The sequence below is a fragment of the Paraburkholderia youngii genome (genome assembly GCF_013366925.1).
GTDB classification, from domain to species: domain Bacteria; phylum Pseudomonadota; class Gammaproteobacteria; order Burkholderiales; family Burkholderiaceae; genus Paraburkholderia; species Paraburkholderia youngii.
Genome location: NZ_JAALDK010000001.1, coordinates 5,874,526 through 5,900,449, shown reverse-complemented (window position 1 = coordinate 5,900,449; position 25,924 = coordinate 5,874,526). Strand labels below are relative to the sequence as shown.

Below are 25,924 nucleotides of genomic sequence, written 5' to 3'. Positions count from 1 at the left end.
TTGCTATAGTTTCCTCCATGGATCGCCCGATCCCCTGATTCGATAAGGCTCAGCCTCCGACTCCCCAGTCGGGGCGTCAGACAAGCCAGGAGGAAAACATCATGCAAGCAGTTTCACAGCCCATCCACGCTTTTCCCGCCCAACCGACCATGACGGCCGCCGCGCCGAGTATCCGCGCGGTCGCGATGTCGTTGCTGGTCGACCGGGTGCTGGCCGCCTGACGCGCCTAGCCATGACGGCGTCCGTCCCGCACGGATGCCGCGCGATTTCCTCTGATCCAATAAAACCACGCAGGAGTGCTCATGTCCGAACGTAAGCTCACCAATGCCGCCGGCGCGCCCGTCGCCGATAACCAGAACTCGATGATCGCCGGCCGGCGCGGCCCGGTGGTGCTGCAGGATGTCTGGCTGCTCGAGAAGCTCGCGCACTTCGATCGGGAAGTGATTCCCGAGCGTCGCGTTCACGCGAAGGGTTCGGGGGCGTTCGGCACGCTGACGGTCACGCACGACATCTCGCGCTACACGAAGGCGAAGGTGTTCGCGCAGGTCGGCAAGGAAACACCGCTTTTCATGCGCTTTTCGACGGTGGCCGGCGAGCGTGGCGCGGCCGATGCCGAGCGCGACGTGCGCGGCTTCTCGATCAAGTTCTACACCGAAGAAGGCAACTGGGACGTGGTCGGCAACAACACACCGGTGTTCTTCATCCGCGATCCGCTGAAGTTTCCGGACTTCATTCATACGCAGAAGCGTGATCCGTACACGAACCTGCGTAACAACGTCGCGGCGTGGGATTTCTGGTCGCGTCATCCAGAGTCGCTGCATCAGGTGACGATTCTGATGAGCGATCGAGGGATTCCGAAGAACTACCGGCAGATGCACGGCTTCGGCTCGCACACGTACTCGTTCATCAACGCCAACAATGAGCGTTTCTGGGTCAAGTTCCACTTCAAGTCGCAGCAGGGCATCGAGAACTTCACCGACGCCGAAGCCGCGCAGGTGGTCGCCAATGACCGCGAAAGCGCGCAGCGCGATCTGGTGAACAGCATCGACGCGGGCAACTTCCCGAAGTGGCGCTTCGCGATTCAGGTGATGCCCGAAGCGGATGCGGCGAACTACCGCTTCAACCCGTTCGACATCACGAAGGTGTGGTCGCAGAAGGACTATCCGTTGATCGACGTCGGCACGATCGAGCTGAACCGCAACGCGGCGAACTATTTCGCGGACGTCGAGCAGGCGGCGTTCACGCCGGCCAACGTGATACCGGGCATCGGCTTTTCGCCGGACCGTCTGTTGCAGGGGCGTCTGTTCTCGTACGGCGATACGCAGCGTTACCGGCTCGGCATCAATCATCATCAGATTCCGGTGAATGCGCCGCGCGTGCCAAACCCGCATTCGTTCCATCGCGACGGCGCGATGCGCACCGACGGCAATCTCGGCGGCAACGTGAATTACGAGCCGAATCGCTTCAGCGACTTCGCGCAGGACGCGAACGCATCGGAGCCACCGCTCGCGGCTGGCGCGGTCGCGCGTTACGAGCATCGCGAGGACGACGACTACTACACGCAGCCGCGCATGCTGTTCGCGCTGTTCGACGACGCGCAGCGTCAGCGTCTGTTCGGCAATATCGCGCGACATATCGACGGTGTGCCGCCGGACATCATCGCGCGTCAGATCGAGCATTTCCGCCGCGCCGATCCGGCTTACGCGGAAGGTGTGATCTCGGCGCTCGCCGCGTTGCAGGAAGGCAGAAACCGCTAGGCGTCCAGTACGCGGCGCATGGCAAGGCAGTAGCACAGTAATCGACGGCGCAGCGCGTTGCTGCGGCCGTCACGAGACGAACCGGGAGTACGATCATGATTCAGATGATGATGGCAAGCATCGGCGGTTCGACCGCCATGCCGAGCATGCAGGTGCAACGGCAGGTGTTGATGCTGCGCAAGGCGATGGGCGTTGCGATCGTCGCGAGCGGCTTTGCGGTAATCGCCGCGCAGGCGTTGCAGCACGCGCTGGGCGGCTAAGCGCAGTAGCGCCGGGATGGCGGCGCAGCAAGGCCTCCGGAGCACGTCTTGAGCGAAGCTTGCGGCATTTCACGCTACACTGTCGAACAGTTTTATTCGTGTTTCCGCAGACCCTCATCTGCCGACCGGTTCGTATCACTCTTCGAAGGAGTCATCATGGCCAAGAAAGAAGCCGCAGCAGCCGTACAGCACGTCAACATCGGGATCAGCGACAAGGATCGCAAGAAGATCGCCGAAGGGTTGTCGCGTTTGCTCGCCGACACCTACACGCTGTACCTGAAGACCCACAACTTCCACTGGAACGTCACGGGTCCGATGTTCAACACGCTGCACCTGATGTTCGAAACGCAGTACAACGAACTGGCGCTCGCGGTCGACTCGATCGCCGAACGCATCCGCGCATTGGGCGTGCATGCGCCGGGCACCTACAAGGATTTCGCGAAGCTGTCGTCGATCCCCGAAGCGGACGGCGTGCCGGCCGCGGAAGACATGATCCGCCAACTGGTCGAAGGCCAGGAAGCGGTGGTGCGCACCGCGCGCGCGATCTTCCCGGCGACGGAAGCCGCCAACGACGAGCCGACCGCCGACCTGCTCACGCAACGCATGCAGACGCACGAAAAGACCGCGTGGATGCTGCGCTCGCTGCTCGCGTGATTTGGCGCGGCTAAGCCGGCCAAGTCACGTACGAATGCAGGTGCGGGCAACACCCGCGCCGTGCCAGAAACGCACAAGCCTCCCTGCACGGGAGGCTTTGTTTTTTGCGCCGCCGCCGCGTGATGCAGGGGCGCGAGCGCGAGGCACTTCGATACGCTGCCAGATGAATTCAGAGCCACCGTGCGCTTCCCGTAAAATAGGCGCACCGTGTTCGCACTTCACCGAATTCGTCCCATGTTCGCCCGACTTCCCCTGTATCTGCGCCTCGTGCGCATGGACAAACCGATCGGCAGCCTGCTGCTGCTGTGGCCGACGCTCAACGCACTGTGGATCGCTTCCGGCGGTCATCCGTCGTGGCAATTGCTGGTGATCTTCACGCTCGGCACGGTGCTGATGCGCTCAGCCGGCTGCGCGATCAACGACTACGCGGACCGCGATTTCGACCGCCACGTGAAGCGCACCGAGAACCGGCCGATCACGTCCGGCAAGATCAATGCGTGGGAGGCGGTCGTGCTGGCCACCGTGCTGTCGCTGATCGCTTTTCTGCTGATCCAGCCACTCAATGCGTTGACCAAGGAGTTGTCGGTGGTCGCGCTGTTCGTCGCCGGCACGTATCCGTTCATGAAGCGCTTCTTCGCGATTCCGCAGGCGTATCTGGGCATCGCGTTCGGCTTCGGCATTCCGATGGCGTTCGCCGCGGTGCTGGATCACGTGCCGCTGCTCGCATGGGTGATGCTGGTCGCGAACATCTTCTGGGCCGTTGCGTACGACACCGAATACGCGATGGTGGATCGCGACGACGACATCAAGATCGGCATCCGCACGTCGGCGCTGACTTTCGGTCGCTTCGACGTGGCTGCGGTCATGCTCTGTTACGCGGTGACGCTGGGGATTTACGTCGGCATCGGCCTGACGCTCGGGTTTGGTCTGCTGTACTGGCTCGGCTGGGCGGTCGCGGTGGGTTGCGCGATCTATCACTACACGCTGATCCGCAATCGCGAGCGCATGCCGTGCTTTGCCGCGTTCCGTCACAACAACTGGCTCGGCGGCGCGTTGTTCGCGGGGATTGCCGCGCATTACGCGGTGACCTCGTTTTAATTCGCGTCCGCGCTTTTCTGGCTTCAAAACGCTGGTGTTTCTACACGCCGTAGCGCGCGTGCCCTTAATTAGAAAAGGCAGGCGCGCTACGGCGTGTTAGTTTCCGCTGATTCTTTTCGACGCCGGTTCGCGTTACTGCTTGCCGAACTCGTCGCCCATCTCGCGCGCCCGTGCATCGGCGGCCAGTGCGCCCCGCACGATCGCGTCCTTGATGCCGCTCGCGTCGAACGAGGCGAGCGCTGCCGCGGTCGTGCCGCCTTTCGAGGTCACGCGCTCGCGCAGCACGCTCGGCGGTTCGTCGGAATTGGCCGCGAGTTGCGCGGCGCCCGTGAACGTCGCGACCGCGAGCGCGCGGCCCTGTGCTTCATCCATGCCGAGTTGGCGCGCGGCTTCCTGCAGCGCTTCGATGAAATAGAACACGTAGGCCGGCCCGCTGCCCGAGATCGCAGTGACCGCGTCGATCTTCGCTTCGTCGTCGAACCAGACGGTTTCGCCGACCGCGCCGAGCACCTGCGACGCGAGCGCGCGGCCCGCTTCGTCGACGCTGCCGCTCGCGACGAGACCCGTCACGCCCATGCCGATCAGCGCCGGCGTATTCGGCATCACGCGCACGATGCGGCTATGGCCATTCAGCCAGCGCGACATGTCGCCGATGCGAATGCCCGCGACGATGCTGACGATCAGTTGCGACGCGCGCAGATGCGCCGCCAGCGTCTCGGCGACGCTCTTCAGGATCTGCGGCTTCACCGCGAGCACGACCGCGTCGCAGTCGGCGAGCGTGCCGTCGGCGGCCGCGCCGGTGCGGATGCCGAATTGCTGCTCGTTGCGCTTGCGCGCGTCTTCGTTCGGATCGATCGCATATAGGTCAGCGGGCGCGGCGCCCCGCTTGATGAGGCCGCCGATCAACGCCGCGGCCATGTTGCCGCCGCCGATAAACGCAATTTTCATGATGGTCCGGATAGCTTCAGATGAGATGCGGTGAGGGCTTCGCGCAGCCAGGTTCGCGCAAGGCCCGTGGAAAAGCTCAGTGCGAGTAATCGCGTGCGCCGAAGATCGCGGTGCCGACGCGCACGATCGTCGCGCCTTCGAGCACGGCGGCTTCGAGATCGGCCGACATGCCCATCGACAACGTATCGAGCTCGAGCCCGTCGTTACACAAGCGCTCGAACAGCTCGCGCAATTTGCGATGCGGCGCGCGCTGTTCTTCGAGATCGCCGCCCGGTTCCGGAATCGACATCAGTCCGCGCAGCTTCAGCTTTGGCAGTGCGGCGATCTGGTGCGCGATGGCGGCCGCCTCGTCGGGCGCAACGCCGCTCTTCGACGCCTCGCCGCTGACGTTGACCTGTAGGCAGACGTTGAGCGGCGGCAGGTTGTCGGGGCGCTGCTCCGACAGCCGCTGTGCGATCTTCAGCCGATCGACCGAATGCACCCAGTCGAAATGCTCGGCAACGGGGCGCGTCTTGTTCGATTGCAGCGGCCCGATGAAATGCCATTCGAGCGATGCGCGCAGATCGGCGAGCGTCTGGATCTTGTCGAGTGCTTCCTGCACGTAGTTCTCGCCGAATGCGCGCTGACCGGCCGCATGAGCGGCGCGCACGGCATCGGCGGGAAACGTCTTGGAGACCGCGAGCAGCATCACGGACTGCGCATCGCGGCCGGCCGCTTGCGCGGCGCGGGCGATGCGCTCGTGCACGTCGACGAGACTCTGAGCGAAGTGGTCGGAGAAACGGTGAGGCAGATCGGACATGGAACGAACCGGTGTTCAGCGAAGACGATGCCCCGATTATACGGACAGCATGTGCTCGACCAATTCGATCCAGTGCGCGACCGGCGTCGACGTGCCGCTTTGCAGATGCGCGATGCAACCGACGTTCGCCGACACGATCACCTGCGGCTCCTGCGCCTGCAAACGCTCGAGCTTCTGGTCGCGCAGCGCGTACGACAGGCGCGGCTGCAGCAGCGAGTAGGTGCCGGCCGAGCCGCAGCACAGATGGCTGTCGGTGGGGAGGCGCACTTCGAGGCCGAGCGCGCTGAGCAGTTGCTCGACTTTGCCGCGGATCTGCTGGCCATGCTGCAGCGTGCAGGGCGGATGGAACGCGACCGTGTGTACCGAGCGGCGGCGCGTGATCGCGACGAGCCGTTCTTCGAACTCGGGCAGAATTTCGGAGACGTCGCGCGTCAACTCGACGATGCGGCGCGCCTTCTCCGCATACTCGGGATCGAGGCGCAGCAGGTGTGCGTATTCCTTGACCGTCGCACCGCAGCCCGACGCGTTCATTACGATCGCTTCAACGCCCTGTTCGACGTAGGGCCACCATGCGTCGATGTTCGCGCGCACGTCGTCGAGTGCTTCTTCGTTGTAGCCGAGGTGCAGGCGGATCGCGCCGCAGCAGCCGGCTTCGGGCGCGATCAGCGTTTCGATACCGAGCGCGTCGAACACGCGCGCGGTCGCGATGTTGACGTTCGGCATCATCGACGGTTGCACGCAGCCCGCGAGCATCAGCACCTTGCGTTCGTGTGTCGCGCTCGGCCATTCGAGCGGGCGTTGACGCGCAGGGACCTTGTCGCGCAGCTTCTTCGGCAGCAGGCCGCGCACATGCTGGCCCAGCCGCATCGCGGGCGTGAAGATCGCGCTGTTCGGCAGCACGCTCGCGAGCAGCCGCCGCATCAGCCGCTGATTGAGCGGACGCGTGACCTTCTCTTCGGTGAGCTTGCGGCCGATTTCGACGAGCCGCCCGTATTGCACGCCGGACGGGCACGTCGTTTCGCAGTTGCGGCAGGTCAGGCAGCGGTCCAGGTGTACCTGGGTGCTGCGCGTGACCGGCGCGCCTTCGACCATCTGCTTGATCAGATAGATGCGCCCGCGCGGGCCGTCGAGCTCGTCGCCGAGCAGTTGATAGGTCGGGCAGGTGGCCGTGCAGAAACCGCAATGCACGCATTTGCGCAGGATGGCGTCCGCTTCGTTGCCATCGGGGGTATTGCGAATGAAGTCCGCGAGGTTGGTTTGCATCGCGTCGCTCAGAAGTCGGGGTAGAGACGGCCGCGGTTGAAGATGCGGGCCGGGTCGAATGCATGTTTGAGGCCGCGATGGATTTTCATCAACGGCGCGGGCAGCGGTGTGAATACGCCGGCGCTGCGGTCGTAGCCGTGGCCGCTGCGGAAAATGGTTGCGTGGCCGCCGGCCTGCTTCGCGCTGATGCGCACGGTTTGCGCGTCGGTGTCGGTGATCCACCAACGCTGGCCGCCGCCCCATTCCATCAGTTGCGCGCCGGGCAGCTGCAGCGGCTCGGTGATCGACGGCAGCGCGAGACGCCAGAGCGCGGCCTTCGGCGGAATGCTTGCAAAGAACGAGTCGGTCTGTTCGCGCAGGCCGCCCCAGAAGCGCTCGGCTTCGACCGCATCGACGACTTCGCCACCGAGCCCGGTGCGCGCGGCCTTGACCGCGGCCTCCGCGCCGCCCAGGCGCACCGCGAGCGTGCCGTTGCGCCATGCGCTGGCGGTGATGGGCAGCGGCCGGCCGCCCCATTCGTTGAGCTTGCGTACCGCGTCGGTGCCATTCATGTCGAATTTCAGCGTGGCTTCGGCCTGCGGGCGCGGCAGCACTTTGACCGACAGCTCGAGGATCAGCCCGAGCGTGCCGAGCGAGCCCGCGAGCAGCCGCGACACGTCGTAACCCGCGACGTTCTTGACGACCTGGCCGCCGAAGTGCAGCACCTGGCCCTGGCCGTTCATCACGACGGCGCCGAGCACGAAGTCGCGCGCGGCGCCGACGGCCGGCCGGCGCGGCCCGGAAATGCCCGCGGCGATGCAGCCGCCGAAGGTGGCCTGCGGACCGAAGTGCGGCGGCTCGAACGCCAGCATCTGGTCGTGTTCGGCGAGCGCGGCTTCGATTTCCAGCAGCGGTGTTCCCGCGCGCGCGGTGATCACGAGCTCGGCCGGATCGTACGCGATGATGCCGCGATAAGCGCGCGTGTCGAGGATCTCACCTTCCAGCGTCTGGCCATACCAGTCCTTGGTGCCGCCGCCACGGATGCGCACCGCGCGTCCCTCGGCGCTGGCCGAGCGCACGCGTTCGGACCATACGGCGACGATGTCGTCCTCTTCCATGGTGTCCTGCTCGTTGTGTTTCGTTTGATTGTACCGGGCGGCGGCTCGCTGGCAAGCCGGAGCGCACCCGCATGACGGGGCGCGGCATCGGTCTGAAGGGGCGGCGCAAATCGCCGTGCAGGCCGCGCCCGCATCGGCGCGGGCGCGGCACACGGTGGCTGCGCGATGCAGACGCCAACCGCTAGAAGCGCGGCAGCTCGGGATGTGGCAGCAGTCCGCCGCGCACGTGCATCTTGCCGTATTCGGCACAGCGCGCCCGCGTCGGAATGCCCTTGTCGGGGTTCAACAGACCGGGCGCGTCGAATGCTCGCTTGACCGCGTGGAACGTGTCGCGCTCCTCGGGCGAGAACTGCACGCACATCGAATTGATCTTCTCGATGCCGACGCCATGCTCGCCCGTCACCGTGCCGCCCAGCTCGACGCAAGCTTCGAGGATGTCGGAACCGAACAACTCGGCGCGATGCCACTCGTCCTGGTCGTTGCCGTTGAACAGGATCAGCGGATGCATATTGCCGTCGCCGGCATGGAACACGTTGATGCAGCGCAGCTGGTACGTTTTCTCCATCTCCTCGATGCGCGCGAGCAGCGGCCCGATACTTCGGCGCGGCACGGTGCCGTCCATGCAGTAGTAGTCCGGCGAGATGCGGCCGGCGGCCGGAAACGCGTTCTTGCGCCCGGACCAGAAGCGCAGGCGCTCGGCCTCCGTGCGCGAAATCTGGATACGGGTAGCGCCGTGCTCGCGCAGCACCGCGGTCATGCGCACGATCTCGGCCGCGACTTCCTCGGGCGTGCCGTCCGATTCGCACAGCAGGATCGCCGCCGCGTCGAGGTCGTAGCCCGCGTTGACGAACTCCTCGACCGCGCGCGTGGCGGGCTTGTCCATCATCTCGAGGCCGGCCGGGATGATGCCCGCCGCAATGATGCCGGCAACGGCGTCGCCGCCTTTGACGACATCGTCGAAGCTGGCCATGATGACCTGCGCCGTTTGCGGCTTCGGGATCAGCTTGACGGTGACCTCGGTGACGATCGCGAACATGCCCTCGCTGCCGATCAGCACCGCGAGCAGATCGAGCCCCGGCGCGTCAGGCGCGAGCGAGCCGAATTCGACGATCTCGCCGTCCATCGTCACCGCGCGCACGCGCAGCACGTTGTGCACGGTGAGGCCGTACTTCAGGCAATGCACGCCGCCCGAATTTTCGGACACGTTGCCGCCAATCGTGCAGGCAATTTGCGACGACGGATCCGGCGCGTAGTAGAGGCCATACGGTGCCGCGGCTTCGGAGATCGCGAGGTTGCGCACGCCCGGCTGCACGGTCGCGATGCGCGCATACGGGTCGACCTCGACGATCTTGCGAAAGCGCGCGAGCGACACCACGACGCCGTGCCGAATCGGCATTGCGCCACCGGAGAGCCCGGTGCCCGCGCCGCGCGGCACGATGGGCACCTCGAGACGATGGCAGATCTGCACGATGCGCTGCACCTGCGATTCGGTTTCCGGCAACGCGACCGCGAGCGGCAGACGCCGGTACGCGGCGAGGCCGTCGCAGTCGTACGCGACGGTATCTTCCTCGCGATACAGCAGACAGTGGGTCGGCAACACAGCCATCAGCGCCTGCACGACTTCGCGCTGACGCTGCGCGAGGACTTCGGCCGACAGTTCAGCGGGTGCGTTCATGTGAGTTGTCTCCTCGTGGCTTGCGCCGGTCCGGCTTCCAGGTTCGAGCCGGCTGTTTCGGGCGGCCTGCTTCGCGTCACTTGCGTGTTCGGGCCGGCGGCTTGTCGCGGCCGGCCTTCGCAATGTAGATCAGGCCGCCGCCCAGGCGAAAATCTTGCCCGGGTTCATCAGATTGCGCGGGTCCAGCGCGTGCTTGATGGAGCGCATCGTGTCGACCGCGACGTCGCCGTGCTCCTCGAGCAGAAAACCCATTTTGTGCAGACCGACGCCATGCTCGCCGGTGCAGGTGCCGTCCATGCGCAGCGCGCGCTGCACGATGCGATGGTTCAGGCGTTCGGCTTCTTCGAGCTCTTCGGGCTTGTCCGGATCGATCAGGATCGCGACGTGGAAATTGCCGTCGCCGACATGGCCGACGATCGGGCAGGGCAGCGGTGACGCCAACAGATCCTGCTCCGTTTCGACCACACACTCCGCCAGACGCGAGATCGGTACGCAGACGTCGGTAGTCACCGCGCGCGAGCCGGGCTTCAGTTGCAGCATCGCGAAATAGGCGTTGTGACGCGCGTTCCACAGGCGGCTGCGGTCTTCGGGGCGCGTCGCCCATTCGAAGCCTTCGCCGGCATTTTGCGCGGCGATTTCCTGCACGAGTTCGGCCTGTTCCTTGACGCCGGCCTCGGTGCCGTGAAATTCGAAGAACAAGGTGGGCGCTTCGCGCAGCGTCAGATTCGAGTGGCGATTGATCGAGCGGATCGCCAGCGAATCGACGAACTCGACACGCGCGATCGGCACGCCGATCTGGATCGTCTCGATGACCGCGCGCACCGCATCGCCCATCGACGGGAACGTGCACACCGCGGCCGACACCGCCTCCGGCTGCGGATAGAGGCGCAGCGTGATTTCGGTAATCACGCCGAGCGTGCCTTCCGAGCCGACGAACAGGCGCGTGAGGTCGTACCCCGCCGACGATTTGCGCGCGCGCGAGCCGGTCTTGATCACGCGGCCATCGGCGAGCACGACCGTCAGGCCGAGCACGTTCTCGCGCATCGTGCCGTAGCGCACGGCGTTGGTACCGGACGCGCGGGTCGCCGACATGCCGCCGATGCTCGCGTCCGCGCCCGGGTCGATCGGGAAGAACAGGCCCGTGTCGCGCAGCGCTTCGTTCAGTTGCTTGCGCGAGATGCCGGGCTCGACGGTGACGGTCAGGTCTTCGGCGTTGATCGACAACACCCGGTTCATCTCCGACAGATCGATCGACACGCCGCCTTGCACGGCAAGCAGATGTCCTTCGAGCGACGAGCCATTGCCGTACGGAATGATCGGCACGTCGAACTGGCCGCACAGCTTGACGGCGGTTTGCACGTCTTCGCTCGTGCGCGCGAAGACGACGGCGTCAGGCAATTGCGGATCGAACGGCGATTCGTCGCGGCCGTGGTGCGCACGCACGGCTTCGGCAACGGAGACCCGATCGCCGAAGGCGGCTTTGAGCTGGTTCAGCAATTCGGCGGGAAACGGCCGGCGTAGCGGCGCCGGCGGTACGGGATGGTTCACGCATGTCTCCTGTCGAGCGGAGTTGGCGCTTCAACGCTTACTCCGGTCCGATGAAAGTTTCTTTAGGTAACAGCCTGTTTGCAGCAGCTGTTTCATTTTACGCCGTTCGCCCGCCAGGAGGCGCTGGGCCGGCTTCCGCTCATATAATGGCGGCGATTTCGCGATGCGCGCAATATGGACAAACGTGATGGCCGCATCGTCACTGAATACAGGGGAGACATTATGGGCAATCGCCTCAGCAAAATCGCCACTCGCACCGGCGACGACGGCACTACTGGTCTCGGCGACGGCCGCCGTATGCGCAAGGACAGCGCGCGAATCGCCGCGATCGGTGACGTCGACGAACTCAATTCGAACCTCGGCGTGCTGTTGTGCGAGAACCTGCCCGAAAATGTACGCGCGGCGCTGGTCGCGATTCAGCACGATCTGTTCGATCTGGGTGGCGAACTGTGCATTCCGGGTCATACGATGATCACCGAGCGGCATCTCGCTCAGCTCGACGGCTGGCTCGCCGACTACAACGCCACGCTGCCGCCACTGAAGGAATTCATTCTGCCGGGCGGTTCGCGCGCGGCTGCGCTCGCGCATGTGTGCCGTACCGTTTGCCGCCGAGCGGAGCGCGCGATCGTCGCGCTTGGCGAACACGAGACGCTGAACGCGGCGCCGCGTCAGTACGTGAACCGGCTGTCCGATCTGCTGTTCGTGCTGGCGCGCGTGCTCAATCGCGCGGACGGCGGCACCGACGTGCTGTGGCAGCACGATCGCGGCGCGCCTTGAATGGCGACGCCCATGCGCATATAGATAGGTTCTGAGCTTCGCACGAGCCGACGCTCAACCGCTCAACCGACGGCGAGCGTAACCGGCTTGCCGATGCGGCTCAGCATTTCAACGAGCGTGTCGATCGTGAACTTGGTGGTTTTCTTGTTGACGACGTCTGACACGCGCGGACGCGACACCATCAGAATTTCGGCCGCCTCGGCCTGCTTCAGATGATGCTGTTCGATCCACGTGGACAGCTCGGTCATCAACTGTTCCTTGAGCAGCCGCGTGTCATTGATCTGCTTTTGCGACGCCGCGTGAAGGCGCTTCGCTTCCTCGGCGGAAAAACCGAGTTCGAGGAACACGTTCGCGCCGGCTCGCGTTACGTGACGAATGTTGGTGTCGATCGTCATGGCTGGGTGGTCCTGTAATGAGTGATGGCGCGATAGCGCGTTTCGGCAATTATTCTGTCGCGCAGTCCGAGCTTCTGCGTTTTCTTCTGAAAGCAATGCAGCACGCACAGCGCTTCGGCATATTTGGCCACGTACATCACGCGAAAAATACCGTCCTCGTCTCTGATGCGAATTTCGCGAGTTCCCGCGCCGATAGACTCGAACGGTTTCCAGTCGTCAGGGTCGAGTCCTGACTGAATATTGTGAAGCTGAAACCCAGCGAGACGACGCGCTTCGTTGGGAAAAGCAAGCAAATCATGGTAGCTGGAGCCTAACCAGCGAACTTCTTTTTCCTGCTCCATCGCCACCTCATGTATAAAATCTTATACGCACTCTCCAGCCCAGTCAAGTCGTGCAAGCAACCAGGCAACGAGCTATGACGATAGCGAGGCGGCCGGCTCAGTACCATTCGTCCGAATGGCCAATAAAAAACCCGGTTCGAAATCGAACCGGGTTTTCTACGGACTACCGACAAGCCCCCGCGATGGCGGCGGGGCAGGCGTTCAGTTGCCGCTGCCGCGCGCGACGCGGCGTTGCTTGACCGCTTCGGCAAGGCCTTCGAGCACGGCGACGCTTTCGTCCCAGCCAATGCATGCATCGGTAATGCTCTGGCCGTACGTGAGCTGGCAGCCTTCCTTCAGATCCTGGCGACCCGCGACGAGGTGCGACTCCACCATCACGCCAACGATGCGCTCGTCACCCGCGGCGATCTGACGGCCGACGTCCGCGCACACCGGAATCTGGTTTTCGTGCTTTTTCGAGCTGTTCGCATGGCTGGCATCGATCATCAGACGCGCGGCGAGACCCGCCTTGCCGATGTCCGCGCAGGCCGCATTGACGCTGTCGGCGTCGTAGTTCGGCGTTTTGCCGCCGCGCAGAATGACGTGGCAGTCCTCATTGCCCGCGGTCGATACGATCGCCGAGTGCCCGCCCTTGGTGACCGACAGGAAGTGGTGCGGCTGCGAGGCGGCCTTGATTGCGTCGACGGCGATCTTCACGTTGCCGTCCGTGCCGTTCTTGAAGCCGACCGGGCACGACAGTCCCGAAGCCAGCTCGCGATGCACCTGCGATTCGGTCGTGCGCGCGCCGATCGCCCCCCACGAGATCAGATCTGCGATGTACTGCGGGCTGATCATATCGAGGTACTCGGTGCCGGCGGGCAGACCGAGTTCGTTGATCCGCAGCAGCAGCTCGCGCGCGGTGCGCAGGCCTTCGTTGATCTTGAAGCTGTTGTCCATGTGCGGGTCGTTGATGAGACCCTTCCAGCCCACCGTCGTGCGCGGCTTTTCGAAGTACACGCGCATCACGACTTCGAGTTCGCCGGCAAAGCGCTTGCGCTGCTCGATCAGACGTCCCGCGTATTCGATGGCGGCCTTCGGATCGTGAATCGAGCACGGGCCGATCACGACGATCAGACGGTCGTCCATGCCGTGCAGAATGCGATGCATTGCGGTGCGCGATTCGTAGATCACGTTGGACACCGTCTCGTCGCAAGCAAACTCGCGGATCAGGTGAGCGGGCGGCGTGAGTTCCTTCAATTCGCGGATGCGGACATCGTCGGTATTGTGCGGGGGCATGTGGTTCTCCTGAATCGGTTCGTAGCGTGTTCGCGTGGGTCAAATAGGTATCGAAATGCGTGAGGCGAAAAAAAACCGCCAGGCTAGCTGGCGGTTTTTCGGGAATTCTCGGTGTCCTGCGTGTACTAACACCCCTCTCGATCCGCCAGCGGTCTGAGATACCAAAAAAAGTAAAAATAAAACTTGGCGGACATGGCGAAGTGAATGCGTCGCTGGTCAAAAAAGGTGAGTGACTTTATAACCCGGTACAGGCTCGGCTGACAAGCCGGGACGTCGAAAAATGCGGAAAACCCGCACGGTTCGCGCTTTGCGTGCGCGAATCGTGCATTCACGTGCCAATCAGGCCGTGCCGCCGACCGTCATCTTCTCGATGCGCAGCGTCGGCTGACCGACGCCCACCGGCACGCTCTGGCCTTCCTTGCCGCACACGCCGACGCCCGAATCGAGCTTCATGTCGTTGCCGATCATCGTGACGTACTTCAGCGATTCCGGGCCGCTGCCGATCAGCGTCGCGCCCTTGACCGGATACGTGATCTTGCCGTTCTCGATCATGTATGCCTCCGAGGCCGAGAACACGAACTTGCCGTTCGTGATGTCCACCTGACCGCCGCCGAAGTTCACCGCATACAGGCCGTTCTTCACGGACGCGAGGATTTCCTGCGGGTCCTTGTCGCCGTTGAGCATGTACGTGTTGGTCATGCGCGGCATTGGCAGCGCCGCGTACGATTCGCGCCGCGCGTTGCCGGTGACCGGCATCTTCATCAGGCGCGCGTTCAGCGTGTCCTGGATGTAGCCCTTCAGGATGCCGTCCTCGATCAGCGTCGTGCACTGGGTCGGATTGCCTTCGTCGTCGATATTGAGCGAGCCGCGGCGGTTCGGCAGCGTGCCGTCGTCGACCACGGTGACGCCCTTCGCGGCGACCTGTTCGCCGATGCGTCCCGCGAACGCCGACGAGCCCTTGCGGTTGAAGTCGCCCTCGAGCCCGTGACCGATCGCTTCGTGCAGCAGCACGCCGGGCCAGCCCGGGCCGAGCACGACGGTCATTGCGCCGGCCGGCGCCGGACGCGCGTCGAGATTGACGAGGGCCGCGTGCACCGCATCGTCGACATAGCGCGACAGCACTTCATCGGTGAAATAGCCGTAGTCGAAACGTCCGCCGCCGCCGCCGCTGCCGATTTCGCGGCGGCCGTTCTGCTCGGCGATCACGGTGACCGACACGCGCACGAGCGGCCGGATGTCGGCCGCGAAGCCGCCGTCGCTGCGTGCGACCAGCACCACGTCGTATTCGCCGGCCAAGCCCGCCATCACCTGCTGGATGCGCGGATCGCGGCCGCGCGCCATCTGTTCGATGCGCTCGAGCAGCTTGACCTTCGCGGTGGCGTCGAGCGAATGCAGCGGGTCGGACGGCAGGTACAGATCGCGTCCGGCGATGCCGGTCAGCGACGACGCCACCTTGATCTTCTGCTTGCCGCCGCCCGCCTTGGCGATTGCGCGCGTGGCGATGGCCGCCTGGCGGATCGCTTCGGGCGACAGGTCGTCCGAGTAGGCGAACGCGGTACGGTCGCCCGACACGGCACGCACGCCGACGCCCTGGTCGATGCTGAAGCTGCCCGATTTCACGATGCCTTCCTCGAGACTCCACGCTTCGCTGCGGGTGGTCTGGAAGTACAGGTCCGCGTAGTCGACGCGGTGCGTGAAGATTTCGGCGAGCGTGCGCGTGAGCAGCGACTCGTCGAGGCCATAGGGCGTGAGGAGGATGTCCTTGGCGGCGGCGAGATTACGGATACCGGGTTCGATGATGTTCATGCGAAGTATGTTCTGCTCGATACGAAGGGGTCGGGGAGCGCCTGCGTCGGTATATGCATGGCAGGCGCGGCAGTTTCAATGTCGGTTTCAGGTCAGCACGCGGTGACGCCATGCCGGCAGGCTCTGCCGCACTTCGTCGATGCGCGCGCGTTCGAGGTTGCCCGCGACCACGCCGGCGCCCTCGTCGCGCACCGCGACGATCTCGCCCCACGGGTCGATCAGCATGCTGTGGCCCCAGGTGCGGCGGCCGTTTTCATGTTTGCCGCCCTGCGCCGCGGCGAGCACATAGCACTGGTTTTCGATCGCGCGGGTGCGCAGCAGCAGCTCCCAATGCGCGCGGCCGGTCGTGTAGGTAAACGCGGACGGCACCACGATCAGCGCGCAGTCGCCCATGCGCCGGTACAGCTCGGGAAAGCGCAGATCGTAGCAGACCGACAGGCCGACCCGGCCGAATGGCGCCTCGAAGCTTTGCACCGAGGTGCCGGGCCGGATCGTGCGAGCTTCGTCGAACGATTCATCGCCTTTTTCGAAGTTGAACAGGTGGATCTTGTCGTAGCGCGCGGCTTCGTTGCCGAGCGGGTCGAACACCAGCGTCGTGTTCAGCACGCGCGACGCCTCCGGCGCATTCAGCGGCAGGGTGCCGCCGATCACCCAGAGCCGGTGGCGGCGCGCGGCGTCGGCCAGAAAGCGCTGGATCGGGCCATCCCGATGCGGCTCGCGCACGGCGAGCTTGTCGGTGTCCTTGAAGCCCATGAAACAGAAATACTCGGGGAGCAGCACGAGCTGCGCGCCGTCGGCGGCGGCTTCGGCGATCAGGCGCTCTGCGTCGGCGAGATTGCGATCGCGATCCGGCGTGCTGACCATCTGCAGCGCGGCGACCCGAAAGGGGCTGGCGACAGAGCCGGACGTTGCGGCGGATGCGGATGATGTGACGTGTGTTTCGCTCATGAGCGTGTCGAAAGACTCCCGGCGGGCGGCGGTATGAAGCGCGGGCACCGCATGGTTCTGGGCTGGCTCGGCCCCGTTGGCGCATCGAGTTGGCAGAGCGGCACGAGCGGCCGCGTGGAACGAGACAGCGGCGCCAGGGAAACCGAAGCTCAGTGCGCTTCCACGGTCGAAGCCGGAGCGTCAATCTTACCCCGTTCGCCCGTCACCCGCTGAACCTGCGGTTTGGACCACGAACCGGTGATCGCGTAGTCGCGCGCGAACACGTGCGACACCCCATGTGTGAAGGCGATATCGGCGACCAGCGCGCCGAGGCCGATCAGCGGATTGATGATCGTCGCGGCGATCACCGCGGAGCCGGCGCTGACGGTCGGTATCACGTGCAGGTGCAGGTTCTGGGTTCTCTGCGCGATGTCGACCGAGCCCACCATTTCGGCGCGGGCCGGCGCGGTCACCATCCTGAAGTTGTCGGTGCGGGCGATGCCGTCATGAATCTGCGCGGTACCGGTCACGCTCGAGAACGGCAGGCCCTCGCCGAGCACGTCGCGAAAATCGAGCGTGGCGATGCGCGCGAGGCTTTGCAGGCTCAGCACGCCGAGCAGCGTTGCGACGCCTGGATCGACCTTCAGGATCTGGCCGTGGCGCAGATCGAGCGCGAGGTTGCCGTTCAGCGTCGAATAGTCGATCGTGGTCGGGCCGCCCTGCCACACGGCCTTGCCCTGGATAGAGCCGATGCCGCCCTTGAGCGTTCTCGGCAGACCGAAGCGCTCGAGCATCGCGCCAGCGTCCTTGATGTCGAGCTTGAAATCGAACACGGTGCGGCGCGGCGTGGCCTCGTCGGCCGAGATGGGCAGTTCGGTCGAGGTGCGCCAGTTCGCGGTCGCGGTGAGCGTCGCGGTAGGGTTCGTCACGTCGAGCTTGTCGAGCTGCCACACCGGCACGCCGTTCTCGTCGTAGTTGTGCGCTTCGACCTCGAGCCGGCCGACGTTGCGGTCGTGCACAATCAGCTCGTTGACGACCAGATCGATCGACGGCATGTTCAGCGCGGGCGCCGACATCGCCGGGCCGAGCAGGTCCTTGTCCGCGACCGATGGAATCACGACGCGTGCGAAGCGCGCCTGCAGTTCTCCCGGCGATTCGCGGGTCACGCCCGGCAGCCACGACACGTGGCCGGACACCTGATTCGACGCGATGTTCGCCTGCCACGTGCGGTCCATGTGCGACGCGCCGACGATCACGTTGTCCCAGTGACGCTTGAGAAGCGTCAGCGTGTCGATGTGCAGCGCGAAGCGGTTCGGCAGGAACTGCGTGAGCATCGGATTCGGCGCGGCGGCGGGGGTGGTCGCGCTGCTGGCGTTGGTTGCGCTATTGCCGCCGTTCGCGCCGCCGTTCACGCCATTCGCGCCGGCCGCGCCCGCGCGCAACTGCGCGGCGAGCGCGCGCCAGGCATCCGCGTTGAACTCCTTGATGTCCACCGCGGCGACCACGCCCTCGGACGGCAGCTCGACCGCCCGGTTCACGCCGATCGCGCCACGCACGACGGTCGGTGGCGTACGCGGCTGCGCGCTCGGCCGATAGCGCAGCAGATACGTGGCGGCGACCGGCCCCAGCGTCAGGTCGGCGCGTTCGAGGCCGGCTTCGCCCGGCACCGTCGACGGATTGACCGCGAAATGCAGCGGCATCGGTGTGCCGGCCTGCTTCTTGAACGGCGCTGGAAAATCGAGCGCGAGGCCGCTCAGGTCCGAGTTGGCGCTGACCTGCGGCAGGCGACCCCTCGCGCCGGCGACGCGCAACGCATAAGGCGCGCTGCCGCTCATATGCGTGAGCACCTGCGCGGCCGCGCCGGGGGGATGCAGCTCGCGCGCGGCATCGACGGCGACGTGGCCGTTGAGCGCGAGCGCGTATGTGCCGTCTTGCCGCAAGCCGCCGTTCGCATGCACGTCGCCGCCAAGGAACTGTCCGGAGAGCCGCTCGACCTCGGCCGTTCGTTCGGTGAAGTGCACCCGGCCGTTCAGCCGCGACAGCGGCGGCGCATTGCTCACGCTCAGGCGATTGTTGAGGAAGCCTAGCGCGCCTTCGACGCCGACATGCGGCTTCGGCGTACGCGGGATCGTCAGCTTCAGCGCGAGGGACGCGGGCCCTTCCGCGCGAATCTTTTCGGTCTGATGCCGCGCCATGATGCCGAGTGAGCTGCGGTTCACGTAGTCGAGCATGTCGGCGAGCGGGCCGCGGCCGTTGCCCTGGATGGTGAGGTTCGAGCCTTTGGTGCCGAGGTCGTCGATGCGGCCGTTCACGCCGGTCAGCGCGACGCGCTTGTAACGGCCGCGGTCGATGTCGAAGCGCAGCACGTTCTGCTTGAGTTCGAACACGCCGTTGATGCCGTCGAGCGGCGGCCAAACGTTTGGCGTGCCGTTGCGCATGTTGCGCGGCGGGAACGGCGTCGGATCGAACTTGCCGCCGGTGAACGGCGCGACGATGTGAAAGAGGCCTGCGTCGGGGTCGCGCGCATAGGGGAACTTGGTCAGGTCGCCGTGCACTTCGATCGTGCCGCCGCGCGACACGCCAGCCTGCAGGCCGTGGCCCAGGTAAATGCGCAGCTTTTCGCTGACCGCGGTCGGCAGATAGCGGGCGATACGGGTCACCTGCGCGCGCTGGAAGTCGGCTTTCAGGTCGAGCGAGCCGCGGCCGTGGCCGGGATTGCTGTAGCTCGCGGTCGCGCTTGCCTCGACGTCGGGGTTCGATACGCTGAAATCGTTGAGCTTGACCGCGAACGCGGGACGCGTGTCGCCGGGTGCCTTCTTGCCCATCGTCCACTCGGCGCGGCCGCGCAGACGCGCGAGCGTCAGACGCGGATCGTCGAACACGCCTGGCAGCGTGATCGCCACGTTGGACGTATCGAGGTTCGCGCGGCCGCCTCTTTCGTCGGCGTCGACGGTGCCCCACAGGTTCTCGATGCCGGGAATGCCGGCGCGCGGGTGGCCGCGCGGGGTCAGGCCAGGCCCCGGCTCCTGGGCGGCGAAGCTGATGCCCTGCAGATCGCCCTTGAAGCGATAACGCTCGATCGGCTCTGCACCCGTCGGCCGATGGTCGCTGCCCACTTCTCCGGATTCCGGTTTGTCGCGCTCGACCTCGATCACGTAGTTCGCGACCAGCCCGCGCGGATTGATGCGCACGAGTTCGTTCAGAAAGTGCCGCGGCAACGGCAGCGCGCGGCTGAATTCGGCGAGGATGCCGAGATCGACGCGATCGCCGCTGATGCTCAAAAGCTGCCCGTGCTGCTGCGACGCGGTCCGGTAGCGGCTGTCGAGGGTCCGGAAGCGCAGGATGCGCGTGAGCGGCGTGCCGTCTTCGAGCGGCGGCTGGCCGAGCTCGGCACGCAGGTCCGACAACTGCAGCCGGTACTCGCCGTCGTCTGCCTCGACGCGCCACAGAAAGTGGGCGATCGGCACGAGCAGCTTTGGCTGGGTCGGGCGCACCCGCATCGCGACGTCGTTGCCGTTCAACTGGCCGGTCGCCTGGTTCATGCGGCCTTCGCTGAAGTCGATCCAGATTGCATTGTCGATGCGGCCGGCGAACGTCTCGATCGGGAATTCGACGTAGCGCGCAAGGGTTGGCAGATCGACCGGGCCCGTCGACATATACACCTGGCCGCTCCAGTTGATCGGCTTGCCGATCGCGGAGAGCGGCGCGTGGCGAAAGTGCGTGCGGAAGTCGAGCGGGCCTTTCAGCACGCTGCCGTCGGGCGGCGCCTGCAGCGCCATGCGGTGGTCGCGGCCGTCATTGAGGATCGCGATGCGGATATCGCGCAGCGCCAGTTCGGGCTCGTGGCGGGTCGCGTCGCGCCAGCGCAGCACGCCGCCGCGCACGACGATCGCCTGCTGACGCAACAACCAGGTGGACAGCGCGTCGTTGCCGCTGTGGCGCGTCGGTACCGGCACGCCCGCGACCGACAGCACGCCGTCGTCGCTGCGCGACACCAGCACGTCCGGCTGGTCGACGATCAGGCTCGACAGCGCCGGATGAAACTCCCATAGCGAGCGCCAGGATACCGTCGCGGTGGCGTGCGGAATCGTGAGCGCGGGTTGGCCGTCGTGATCGCGGATGACGAGGTTGGTGACGTCGATCCCAGGCTGGAAGCCGCTCCAGTGCGGCGCGAGCCGGCCGATCGTGAATTGGGTGCCCAGCTTGTCGGAGACTGCGGCTTCGATGCGCGGCCGGAACATGTCGACGCGCGGCAGCACCACGTAGCGCAAACCCAGAAACACTCCGCCCGCGATGAAATAGAGGACGAGTGCGAGCGTGGCGAGCACGCGCAACGTCCGACGCAACACGATGTGGTCGCTTCCGCTCACGTGCCGGACCTGCGATGGGGCTTGCGGGTCGGCGGATTCGTTTCGCTCGGACATGCTGCGGCGGCTGGGCGTATGGTAGTTTTGCGTGTTAACGACGAAATGTAACACACGGGAAAGCGTCGGCGGACTTCCTGCAAACCCTGTCCGAAAGCCGGTGACGGGGATTCGCGAGGCGGTTCGGCACCGGCTTCGGCATGCTTGCCGCCGCGTGCCGGTTGCACAATAGAACGATATGACAGCGACCCCGAAACGACACCCCTACATCGTCAGAATACCGCCGGACAAATTCGATCAAGCAACGAGCGAGCCAGATTTTTGATGACTGACGCAACCCTCCTGAGTTCCAGCTATTCGCACTATGCCGCGCGCGCCGCCGCTGCCCGCCCGCAACTGGTCGCGCATGTCAGCGCGCTGGCCGACGAACCGCTGACGCGCGAGCGCATCGACGCGCGTCTCGACGCACTGTGCGCCGAGGCGGCTGGCCCCGCCGGTGCGCCGGTCAACGAAGATGCGCTGAAACGCGCGCTGCGCCAGTTGCGCACCGAAGTATTCTGCGCGGTGATGGAGCGCGACCTGGCCGGCGAAGCCGATATCGCCGAAGTCACCGGCGCGATGACCGATCTCGCGGAAACGACGATCCAGCGCGCGCTGACGGTGTTGAGCGCCGAGCTGGAAGCGCTATATGGCGAGCCGCGCGACCAGCAGGGCGAGCGGCTCACGCTCGGCGTGGTCGGCATGGGCAAGCTCGGCGGGCGCGAGCTGAACGTGTCGTCGGATATCGATCTGATCTTCGTCTACGAGGACGATGGCGAGACCACCGGCGGCCAGCGCTCGCCGCTCGCGACCCAGGAGTTCTTCACGCGGCTCGGCAAGCGGCTGATCGGCGCGCTCGCGGAAGTCACCGCCGACGGCTACGTGTTTCGTGTCGATATGCGTCTGCGGCCGAACGGCGATTCGGGCCCGCTCGTGTGCAGCCTCGGCATGCTCGAAGAGTATTTCTACGTGCAGGGCCGCGAGTGGGAGCGCTACGCGTGGATCAAGGGCCGGCTCGTGTCTGAGGGCGCAAGCGCCGCGGCGCAGCGGCTGCAGAAGCAGCTCGATGCGATCGTCACGCCGTTCGTCTATCGACGCTATCTGGATTTCGGCGTGATCAGCGCGATCCGCGCGCTGCATCTGCAGATCCGCCAGGAGGCGCAGCGCCGCGCGTCGATGCGCCCCGACAAGGCCGACGACATCAAGCTCGGCCGAGGCGGCATCCGTGAAATCGAGTTTAGCGCGCAGGTGTTCCAGCTGATCCGCGGCGGCCAGGACGCCGGCTTTCGCGTGCGGCCGACGCTCGCCGTGCTGCGCCATGCGGCCACGCATGGGTTGATGGACCCGTCGGTGTGCCTGAAGCTGTCGCAGGCGTATCGCTTTCTGCGCGAGCTCGAACATCGTCTGCAATACCGCAACGACGCGCAGACTCATGCGATGCCCGTCGATGCCGAAGACCGCGCGGCGCTCGCGCGCGCGATGGGCTGCGACGACTACCCGGAATTGATGACTAAGCTCGACGCGCATCGCGAGTTCGTCGAACAGCAGTTCGACCAGATTTTCGCCGACAAGGTGGGCGGCCGCGACGGCTGCGGCGCGCCCGAGGACGGCGCGGCCGCGTGGGTGTGGAGCAGTGCGCTCGCCGACGATAGCGCTGACGACGCGCTGCGCGCGCGCCTCATCGAACTCGGTGTGGCCGAACCCGGCGAGTTGCTCGCGCGGCTGCAGGCGGTGTGGCGCTCGTCGCGCTACACGGGCCTGAACGAGCGCAGCCGGCAGCGCTTCGACATCGTCGCGCAGCGCGCGCTCGAAGCCGCGCGCACGCTGGAGCCGGCCGGCCGGCGCGGCGATACGGTCGCGCGCCTGTTCGATCTGCTCGAAGCGGTGAGCCGGCGCGGCGCGTATCTGGCGCTCTTGACCGAGTATCCGCAGGCGCTGCATCAGGTGCTGTCGGTGCTGGGCGGCTCGCGCTGGGCGGCCGGCTATCTGATCCGCCATCCGCAACTGCTCGACGAACTGCTCGACGGCGAGGCGATCAACAGCCCGTTCGACTGGCCCGAATTCAAGCGTACGTTGCGTTTGCGGCTCGCCGCCGCCGACGGCGTCGAGCAGCAGATGGATCTGCTGCGCCACGCGCATCATGCCGAGGTGTTCCGCATTCTGCTGATCGATCTTGCCGGCAAGCTGTCCGTCGAGCACGTCAGCGACCGACTGTCCGAGCTCGCCGACGCGGTGCTCGACGTGACGATCGAAGCCGTGTGGAATCAATTGCCCAAACGTCACCGCGACGTGCCGCGCTTCGCGGTGATCGCCTACGGCAAGCTCGGCGGCAAGGAGCTCGGCTACGCGTCGGACCTCGACCTGATCTTCCTGTATGACGATCCCGACGATGCCGCGGCCGACGTCTACGCCACCTTCACGCGGCGCCTAATCACATGGCTGACCACCGCGACCGGCGCCGGCACCTTGTTCGACATCGATCTGCGGCTGCGGCCCAACGGCGAGTCGGGCCTGCTCGTCACCGATCTCGACGCGTTCCGCCGCTACCAGCTGCGCGAAGGCGACGCGGCGAATACCGCGTGGGTGTGGGAGCATCAGGCGCTGACGCGGGCCCGCTACTGTGCGGGCGATCGGGAGATCGGCGCGAAGTTCGAGGCGATCCGCGAACAGGTGCTGACGACACCGCGCGAAGCGCCGCCGCTCGCGAAAGAGATTGTCGAGATGCGCGCGCGTGTCGAAGCGGGTCACCCGAACCAGACGCCGGCGCTATTCGACCTGAAGCACGACCGCGGCGGCATGGTCGATATCGAGTTTACCGTGCAGTACTGGGTGCTGCTGCATGCGGCGCGCGATCCCGAACTGATCCGCAATACCGGCAATATCGCGCTGCTGCGCGAAGTGTCGCGTTTCGGGCTGATGAGCGAAGCGGAAGCCGAGACGGTCGGCGCTGCCTATCGGCGCTATCGCAAGCTGCAGCACACGCTGCGGCTCGATGGGATGGAGAAGGCGCGGGTCGATCCGGCGCTGGTCGCGGCCGAGCGCGAGGCGGTGCTGGCGTTGTGGAAGAGGGTGTTTGGGTAATGGCGCTTACGCATTTCGCGTAGCGCTATCGCATCATGCGCGGCCGGGATCTGTGTGACGTCCCGGCCAATCCCACTCAGGCCGTGTGCGGTGAGCTGCGCATGGCGCAATCTCAGGCGGCCAGCATTTCCTTCGCGTGCTTGCGCGTGGTCGCCGTGATTTCGAGACCGCCGAGCATGCGCGCGACTTCCTCGATGCGGCTCGCCTTGTCGAGCGAGGTCACGCTGCTGAGCGTGCCGCCGGTGCCGTTGCTCATCTTGGCGACCTGGAAATGATGATCGCCGCGCGCCGCGACCTGCGGCAGATGGGTCACGCACAACACCTGGCGCGCCTCGCCGAGTTGATGCAATAGCCGCCCGACCACTTCGGCCACGCCGCCGCCGATGCCCGTATCCACTTCGTCGAAGATCAGCGTCGGTGTCGGGCTGGCCGCGCTCGCGATCACTGCGAGCGCGAGACTGATACGCGCGAGTTCGCCGCCCGACGCGACTTTCGCGAGCGGCCGCAGCGGCACGCCGGCGTGACCGGCCACGCGGAACTCGATCTGCTCGAGCCCATGCGCACCGCCTTCGGGCAACGGCACCAGCGCGACTTCGAAGCTGCCGCCTTTCATCGACAGTTCCTGCATGCCGGTCGTGACCGCCTCGCCGAGCGCCTTGCCCGCTTTGGCGCGTGCCTTCGACAGTTTTTTAGCCTCGGCGACGAACGCGTCCTTCGCTTGCGCCTCGGCGGCGCGCAGGCCGTCGAGGTCGGCGGCGGCGTCGAGCGCGGCCAATTGCTTGCGGCGCGCTTCGTGTTCTTCCGGCAGCGTCTCGGGCTGCAGACGGAATTTTCGCGCGGCCGAGTGCAGCGCGTCGAGGCGCTTTTCGACCTGCGCGAGCCGCTCTGGATCGAGCTCGAGCTTCTGCGCGTAGTGGCTCAGCGAATACGCGGCTTCCTGCAACTGGATCTCGGCGGGTTCGAGCGCGGCGAGCACGTCGTTCAGCGCCGGGTCGATCTCCGCGAGGTCGCGCACCTTCGACACGATCGAGCCGAGATGCGTGATCATCGCGTCGTCCGACTCGGACAGGGCGCCGAGCGCACCCTGCACGCCGTCGATCAGATTCGCGGAATGCGACAGCCGCCGGTGCTCGGTGTTGACCTCTTCCCATTCGCCCGGCTGCGGCGCGAGCTTATCGAGTTCGGTGAGTTGCCACGCGAGTCGCTCGCGTTCGAGTTGCAGCTCGCGATCGCGAGTTTGCGCGTGCTCGACCGCCTGCGCCTTGTCGCGCCACGTGCGCCACGCGCGTGTCACGGCGGCGGCCAGGTCGGACAGGCCCGCGTGCGTGTCGAACAGCTCGCGCTGCGCGTCCGGGCGCATCAGCAACTGGTGCGCATGCTGGCCGTGAATATCGACGAGCATCTCGCCGACCTCGCGCAGCTGCGCGAGCGTCGCGGCCGTGCCATTGATGAACGCGCGTGAGCGGCCGTTCGCGTCGACCACCCGCCGCAGCATCACGGTGCCGCCGTGCTGGCCGTCGTCGGCCGCGCCGAGCGCCTGGGCGTCGAGCCATTGATCGACCTGCGCGTGCGTTTCGAACTCCGCGGTGATATCGGCGCGGCTCTCGCCGGTGCGCACGACGCTCGCCTCGGCGCGCGCGCCTAGCGCGAGCGCGAGCGCGTCGATCAGGATCGATTTGCCGGCGCCGGTTTCGCCCGAGAAAACGGTAAAGCCGCTGTCGAATTCGAGGTCGAGCGCGGCGACGATGACGAAGTCGCGTATCGAGAGGTGGCGAAGCATGGAGGTCGTCGGGTAGCTTGGATTCGGGTGGCGGCCGCGG

Annotated in this window: 19 protein-coding genes; 6 read left to right on the top strand and 13 right to left on the bottom strand. The window is 65.7% G+C overall.

Annotated elements, in window-relative coordinates:
- The first annotated feature begins 302 nt into the window (after positions 1-302).
- The 4 genes from G5S42_RS26890 to ubiA all read left to right on the top strand — a co-directional run bounded on the left by G5S42_RS26890 (position 303) and on the right by ubiA (position 3,769).
- A complete protein-coding gene (locus tag G5S42_RS26890; RefSeq protein WP_176109517.1) occupies positions 303-1,757 on the top strand; it encodes a catalase in 1,455 nt (484 codons plus the stop codon).
- Between the two features lie 95 nt (positions 1,758-1,852).
- Positions 1,853-2,017, top strand: coding sequence for a hypothetical protein (locus tag G5S42_RS26885; protein ID WP_176109516.1), 165 nt, complete (start codon positions 1,853-1,855; stop codon positions 2,015-2,017).
- Positions 2,018-2,173: 156 nt separating this feature from the next.
- A complete protein-coding gene (locus G5S42_RS26880; protein WP_018431894.1) occupies positions 2,174-2,671 on the top strand; it encodes a Dps family protein in 498 nt (165 codons plus the stop codon).
- A 234-nt stretch (positions 2,672-2,905) separates the two neighbouring features.
- Positions 2,906-3,769, top strand: a complete 864-nt coding sequence (ubiA, locus tag G5S42_RS26875) for a 4-hydroxybenzoate octaprenyltransferase (RefSeq protein WP_176109515.1) — start codon at positions 2,906-2,908, stop codon at positions 3,767-3,769.
- A 132-nt stretch (positions 3,770-3,901) separates the two neighbouring features.
- Here the strand turns inward: ubiA and proC are convergent, their stop codons facing one another.
- The 6 genes from proC to G5S42_RS26845 all read right to left on the bottom strand — a co-directional run bounded on the left by proC (position 3,902) and on the right by G5S42_RS26845 (position 11,099).
- Complete coding sequence (gene proC, locus G5S42_RS26870; protein ID WP_176109514.1) at positions 3,902-4,717, bottom strand: pyrroline-5-carboxylate reductase; 816 nt, start codon at positions 4,715-4,717, stop codon at positions 3,902-3,904.
- A gap of 76 nt (positions 4,718-4,793) precedes the next feature.
- Positions 4,794-5,516 carry a YggS family pyridoxal phosphate-dependent enzyme gene (locus G5S42_RS26865; protein ID WP_176109513.1) on the bottom strand — a complete coding sequence of 241 codons (723 nt, stop codon included), beginning with the start codon at positions 5,514-5,516 and terminating at the stop codon, positions 4,794-4,796.
- A 36-nt stretch (positions 5,517-5,552) separates the two neighbouring features.
- On the bottom strand, positions 5,553-6,779 hold the full coding sequence (gene glcF, locus G5S42_RS26860; protein ID WP_176109512.1) for a glycolate oxidase subunit GlcF: 1,227 nt from the start codon (positions 6,777-6,779) through the stop codon (positions 5,553-5,555).
- A gap of 8 nt (positions 6,780-6,787) precedes the next feature.
- Positions 6,788-7,876, bottom strand: coding sequence for a glycolate oxidase subunit GlcE (glcE, locus tag G5S42_RS26855; protein WP_018431890.1), 1,089 nt, complete (start codon positions 7,874-7,876; stop codon positions 6,788-6,790).
- A gap of 181 nt (positions 7,877-8,057) precedes the next feature.
- Positions 8,058-9,551 (bottom strand): FAD-linked oxidase C-terminal domain-containing protein, encoded by a 1,494-nt coding sequence (locus G5S42_RS26850; protein WP_176109511.1) that lies wholly within the window; start codon positions 9,549-9,551, stop codon positions 8,058-8,060.
- 129 nt (positions 9,552-9,680) lie between these two features.
- Complete coding sequence (locus G5S42_RS26845; protein ID WP_176109510.1) at positions 9,681-11,099, bottom strand: FAD-linked oxidase C-terminal domain-containing protein; 1,419 nt, start codon at positions 11,097-11,099, stop codon at positions 9,681-9,683.
- Positions 11,100-11,321: 222 nt separating this feature from the next.
- Here G5S42_RS26845 and G5S42_RS26840 point away from each other — a divergent pair, with 222 nt between their 5' ends.
- Positions 11,322-11,876, top strand: coding sequence for a cob(I)yrinic acid a,c-diamide adenosyltransferase (locus G5S42_RS26840; RefSeq protein ID WP_176109509.1), 555 nt, complete (start codon positions 11,322-11,324; stop codon positions 11,874-11,876).
- Positions 11,877-11,938: 62 nt separating this feature from the next.
- On the opposite strand, the gene G5S42_RS26835 is transcribed toward G5S42_RS26840, so the two are convergent.
- From G5S42_RS26835 to G5S42_RS26810, 6 genes are all read right to left on the bottom strand, one after another.
- A complete protein-coding gene (locus tag G5S42_RS26835; RefSeq protein WP_008923434.1) occupies positions 11,939-12,271 on the bottom strand; it encodes a helix-turn-helix domain-containing protein in 333 nt (110 codons plus the stop codon).
- Positions 12,268-12,612 (bottom strand): type II toxin-antitoxin system RelE/ParE family toxin, encoded by a 345-nt coding sequence (locus G5S42_RS26830; protein WP_176109508.1) that lies wholly within the window; start codon positions 12,610-12,612, stop codon positions 12,268-12,270. The genes G5S42_RS26835 and G5S42_RS26830 overlap by 4 nt, the downstream gene beginning before the upstream one ends.
- Before the next feature lie 201 nt (positions 12,613-12,813).
- Positions 12,814-13,887 (bottom strand): 3-deoxy-7-phosphoheptulonate synthase AroG, encoded by a 1,074-nt coding sequence (gene aroG / locus G5S42_RS26825; protein ID WP_176109507.1) that lies wholly within the window; start codon positions 13,885-13,887, stop codon positions 12,814-12,816.
- A gap of 339 nt (positions 13,888-14,226) precedes the next feature.
- Positions 14,227-15,693, bottom strand: a complete 1,467-nt coding sequence (tldD, locus tag G5S42_RS26820; protein WP_176109506.1) for a metalloprotease TldD — start codon at positions 15,691-15,693, stop codon at positions 14,227-14,229.
- Positions 15,694-15,780: 87 nt separating this feature from the next.
- Positions 15,781-16,641: a carbon-nitrogen hydrolase family protein gene (locus G5S42_RS26815; RefSeq protein ID WP_176109505.1), complete on the bottom strand. Its 861-nt coding sequence runs from the start codon at positions 16,639-16,641 to the stop codon at positions 15,781-15,783.
- 149 nt (positions 16,642-16,790) lie between these two features.
- Complete coding sequence (locus G5S42_RS26810) at positions 16,791-21,044, bottom strand: YhdP family phospholipid transporter (protein WP_176109504.1); 4,254 nt, start codon at positions 21,042-21,044, stop codon at positions 16,791-16,793.
- Positions 21,045-21,305: 261 nt separating this feature from the next.
- Here G5S42_RS26810 and glnE point away from each other — a divergent pair, with 261 nt between their 5' ends.
- Entirely contained in the window at positions 21,306-24,104 is a 2,799-nt protein-coding gene (gene glnE / locus G5S42_RS26805; RefSeq protein ID WP_281375065.1) for a bifunctional [glutamate--ammonia ligase]-adenylyl-L-tyrosine phosphorylase/[glutamate--ammonia-ligase] adenylyltransferase, read from the top strand.
- 112 nt (positions 24,105-24,216) lie between these two features.
- Here the strand turns inward: glnE and recN are convergent, their stop codons facing one another.
- Complete coding sequence (recN, locus tag G5S42_RS26800; RefSeq protein ID WP_176109502.1) at positions 24,217-25,884, bottom strand: DNA repair protein RecN; 1,668 nt, start codon at positions 25,882-25,884, stop codon at positions 24,217-24,219.
- Positions 25,885-25,924 lie beyond the last annotated feature (40 nt).

Excerpts from the sequence above, each read along its gene's own strand:
- G5S42_RS26890 (WP_176109517.1), top strand. The coding sequence starts at position 303 with ATGTCCGAACGTAAGCTCACCAATGCCGCCGGCGCGCCCGTCGCCGAT.
- G5S42_RS26885 (WP_176109516.1), top strand. The coding sequence starts at position 1,853 with ATGATTCAGATGATGATGGCAAGCATCGGCGGTTCGACCGCCATGCCG.
- G5S42_RS26880 (WP_018431894.1), top strand. The coding sequence starts at position 2,174 with ATGGCCAAGAAAGAAGCCGCAGCAGCCGTACAGCACGTCAACATCGGG.
- ubiA (WP_176109515.1), top strand. The coding sequence starts at position 2,906 with ATGTTCGCCCGACTTCCCCTGTATCTGCGCCTCGTGCGCATGGACAAA.
- proC (WP_176109514.1), bottom strand. The coding sequence starts at position 4,717 with ATGAAAATTGCGTTTATCGGCGGCGGCAACATGGCCGCGGCGTTGATC.
- G5S42_RS26865 (WP_176109513.1), bottom strand. The coding sequence starts at position 5,516 with ATGTCCGATCTGCCTCACCGTTTCTCCGACCACTTCGCTCAGAGTCTC.
- glcF (WP_176109512.1), bottom strand. The coding sequence starts at position 6,779 with ATGCAAACCAACCTCGCGGACTTCATTCGCAATACCCCCGATGGCAAC.
- glcE (WP_018431890.1), bottom strand. The coding sequence starts at position 7,876 with ATGGAAGAGGACGACATCGTCGCCGTATGGTCCGAACGCGTGCGCTCG.
- G5S42_RS26850 (WP_176109511.1), bottom strand. The coding sequence starts at position 9,551 with ATGAACGCACCCGCTGAACTGTCGGCCGAAGTCCTCGCGCAGCGTCAG.
- G5S42_RS26840 (WP_176109509.1), top strand. The coding sequence starts at position 11,322 with ATGGGCAATCGCCTCAGCAAAATCGCCACTCGCACCGGCGACGACGGC.
- G5S42_RS26835 (WP_008923434.1), bottom strand. The coding sequence starts at position 12,271 with ATGACGATCGACACCAACATTCGTCACGTAACGCGAGCCGGCGCGAAC.
- G5S42_RS26830 (WP_176109508.1), bottom strand. The coding sequence starts at position 12,612 with ATGGAGCAGGAAAAAGAAGTTCGCTGGTTAGGCTCCAGCTACCATGAT.
- aroG (WP_176109507.1), bottom strand. The coding sequence starts at position 13,887 with ATGCCCCCGCACAATACCGACGATGTCCGCATCCGCGAATTGAAGGAA.
- tldD (WP_176109506.1), bottom strand. The coding sequence starts at position 15,693 with ATGAACATCATCGAACCCGGTATCCGTAATCTCGCCGCCGCCAAGGAC.
- G5S42_RS26815 (WP_176109505.1), bottom strand. The coding sequence starts at position 16,641 with ATGAGCGAAACACACGTCACATCATCCGCATCCGCCGCAACGTCCGGC.
- G5S42_RS26810 (WP_176109504.1), bottom strand. The coding sequence starts at position 21,044 with ATGTCCGAGCGAAACGAATCCGCCGACCCGCAAGCCCCATCGCAGGTC.
- recN (WP_176109502.1), bottom strand. The coding sequence starts at position 25,884 with ATGCTTCGCCACCTCTCGATACGCGACTTCGTCATCGTCGCCGCGCTC.